This is a genomic window from Streptomyces sp. NPDC002911, from assembly GCF_053591835.1.
On record NZ_JBSFUO010000068.1, the window covers coordinates 1,947 to 5,364 of the forward strand.

Sequence of the window (3,418 nt, forward strand, 5' to 3'; positions counted from 1 at the left end):
GTATGAATGACACGACTTCGGCGGTACGCTTGAGCCCCGCTACATTGTCGGCGCGGAATCACTTGACCAGTGAGCTATTACGCACTCTTTCAAGGGTGGCTGCTTCTAAGCCAACCTCCTGGTTGTCTCTGCGACTCCACATCCTTTCCCACTTAGCGTACGCTTAGGGGCCTTAGTCGATGCTCTGGGCTGTTTCCCTCTCGACCATGGAGCTTATCCCCCACAGTCTCACTGCCGTGCTCTCACTTACCGGCATTCGGAGTTTGGCTAAGGTCAGTAACCCGGTAGGGCCCATCGCCTATCCAGTGCTCTACCTCCGGCAAGAAACACACGACGCTGCACCTAAATGCATTTCGGGGAGAACCAGCTATCACGGAGTTTGATTGGCCTTTCACCCCTAACCACAGGTCATCCCCCAGGTTTTCAACCCTGGTGGGTTCGGTCCTCCACGAAGTCTTACCTCCGCTTCAACCTGCCCATGGCTAGATCACTCCGCTTCGGGTCTAGAGCGTGCAACTCAAACGCCCTATTCGGACTCGCTTTCGCTACGGCTTCCCCACACGGGTTAACCTCGCTACACACCGCTAACTCGCAGGCTCATTCTTCAAAAGGCACGCAGTCACGACTGCATGTGCAAGCACACACAGCGACGCTCCCACGGCTTGTAGGCACACGGTTTCAGGTACTATTTCACTCCGCTCCCGCGGTACTTTTCACCATTCCCTCACGGTACTATCCGCTATCGGTCACCAGGGAATATTTAGGCTTAGCGGGTGGTCCCGCCAGATTCACACGGGATTTCTCGGGCCCCGTGCTACTTGGGTGTCTCTCAAACGAGCCGTTGATGTTTCAGCTACGGGGGTCTTACCCTCTACGCCGGACCTTTCGCATGTCCTTCGCCTACATCAACGGTTTCTGACTCGCCTCACAGCCGGCAGACTGTGAAAAAGAGATCCCACAACCCCGCATGCGCAACCCCTGCCGGGTATCACACGCATACGGTTTGGCCTGATCCAGTTTCGCTCGCCACTACTCCCGGAATCACGGTTGTTTTCTCTTCCTGAGGGTACTGAGATGTTTCACTTCCCCTCGTTCCCTCCACACTGCCTATGTGTTCAGCAGCGGGTGACAGCCCATGACGACTGCCGGGTTTCCCCATTCGGAAACCCCCGGATCAAAGCTTGGTTGACAGCTCCCCGGGGACTATCGTGGCCTCCCACGTCCTTCATCGGTTCCTGGTGCCAAGGCATCCACCGTGCGCCCTTAAAAACTTGGCCACAGATGCTCGCGTCCACTGTGCAGTTCTCAAACAACGACCAGCCACCCATCACCCCACCCTTACAGGCGAGTTCACTGGGGCCGGCAACCGAAGGCAGCCTCACGGCCATACCTTCAGACACCCAACAGCGTGCCCGACCCAACCGATCCTTTTCACTTTCCACGCCGAAGCAGTACTCACGAAAACAACCTGTTGTGCCGAATAGTCAACGTTCCACCCTTGAGCAACCACCGTCGAACATTTGCCGACGAAATGGTCTCTGGATTCCCCGAAGAGAACCTAGATGCTCCTTAGAAAGGAGGTGATCCAGCCGCACCTTCCGGTACGGCTACCTTGTTACGACTTCGTCCCAATCGCCAGTCCCACCTTCGACAGCTCCCTCCCACAAGGGGTTGGGCCACCGGCTTCGGGTGTTACCGACTTTCGTGACGTGACGGGCGGTGTGTACAAGGCCCGGGAACGTATTCACCGCAGCAATGCTGATCTGCGATTACTAGCAACTCCGACTTCATGGGGTCGAGTTGCAGACCCCAATCCGAACTGAGACCGGCTTTTTGAGATTCGCTCCGCCTCACGGCATCGCAGCTCATTGTACCGGCCATTGTAGCACGTGTGCAGCCCAAGACATAAGGGGCATGATGACTTGACGTCGTCCCCACCTTCCTCCGAGTTGACCCCGGCAGTCTCCTGTGAGTCCCCATCACCCCGAAGGGCATGCTGGCAACACAGAACAAGGGTTGCGCTCGTTGCGGGACTTAACCCAACATCTCACGACACGAGCTGACGACAGCCATGCACCACCTGTATACCGACCACAAGGGGGGCACCATCTCTGATGCTTTCCGGTATATGTCAAGCCTTGGTAAGGTTCTTCGCGTTGCGTCGAATTAAGCCACATGCTCCGCTGCTTGTGCGGGCCCCCGTCAATTCCTTTGAGTTTTAGCCTTGCGGCCGTACTCCCCAGGCGGGGAACTTAATGCGTTAGCTGCGGCACCGACGACGTGGAATGTCGCCAACACCTAGTTCCCAACGTTTACGGCGTGGACTACCAGGGTATCTAATCCTGTTCGCTCCCCACGCTTTCGCTCCTCAGCGTCAGTAATGGCCCAGAGATCCGCCTTCGCCACCGGTGTTCCTCCTGATATCTGCGCATTTCACCGCTACACCAGGAATTCCGATCTCCCCTACCACACTCTAGCTAGCCCGTATCGAATGCAGACTCGGGGTTAAGCCCCGAGCTTTCACATCCGACGTGACAAGCCGCCTACGAGCTCTTTACGCCCAATAATTCCGGACAACGCTCGCACCCTACGTATTACCGCGGCTGCTGGCACGTAGTTAGCCGGTGCTTCTTCTGCAGGTACCGTCACTTGCGCTTCTTCCCTGCTGAAAGAGGTTTACAACCCGAAGGCCGTCATCCCTCACGCGGCGTCGCTGCATCAGGCTTTCGCCCATTGTGCAATATTCCCCACTGCTGCCTCCCGTAGGAGTCTGGGCCGTGTCTCAGTCCCAGTGTGGCCGGTCGCCCTCTCAGGCCGGCTACCCGTCGTCGCCTTGGTAGGCCATTACCCCACCAACAAGCTGATAGGCCGCGGGCTCATCCTTCACCGCCGGAGCTTTCAACCCCGCCCCATGAGGGACAGAGTGTTATCCGGTATTAGACCCCGTTTCCAGGGCTTGTCCCAGAGTGAAGGGCAGATTGCCCACGTGTTACTCACCCGTTCGCCACTAATCCACCCCGAAGGGCTTCATCGTTCGACTTGCATGTGTTAAGCACGCCGCCAGCGTTCGTCCTGAGCCAGGATCAAACTCTCCATGAATGTTTTCCCGTAATCGGGAGAGCACCATAGAAGAGCGGGACAACCAACCGGAATAGGGCTGGTCATCCACAGCGTCCTCGCTGATGTTGCCTACCCGCCACATGGGCCGGTAGGACTTCAAAGGAACCACCAACCCACCGAAGTGGGCCGGGGGTATCAACAAATTTGGCGTTGACTTTTGGCACGCTGTTGAGTTCTCAAGGAACGGACGCTTCCTTCGGTCCCGTTTCACCGGGGCCCTCCGGGCGCTTCCCTTCGTTCTTGCGTTTCCGACTCTATCAGACTCTTTCGTGTCCGATTCCCGGCCGAAGCGGGTTCC

The 3,418-nt window shown here is 57.3% G+C and carries 2 rRNA genes (1 of these 2 running past the window's edge); both read right to left on the reverse strand.

The annotated features are described in order from the left end of the window. Nucleotides 1-1,277, reverse strand: a 23S ribosomal RNA gene (locus tag ACWD04_RS33685); it reaches 1,924 nt to the left of the window's first position. Between the two features lie 296 nt (nt 1,278-1,573). Next, nucleotides 1,574-3,099 (reverse strand): 16S ribosomal RNA (locus ACWD04_RS33690). The 16S and 23S rRNA genes sit together here, the layout of an rRNA operon. Nucleotides 3,100-3,418: the final 319 nt, after the last annotated feature.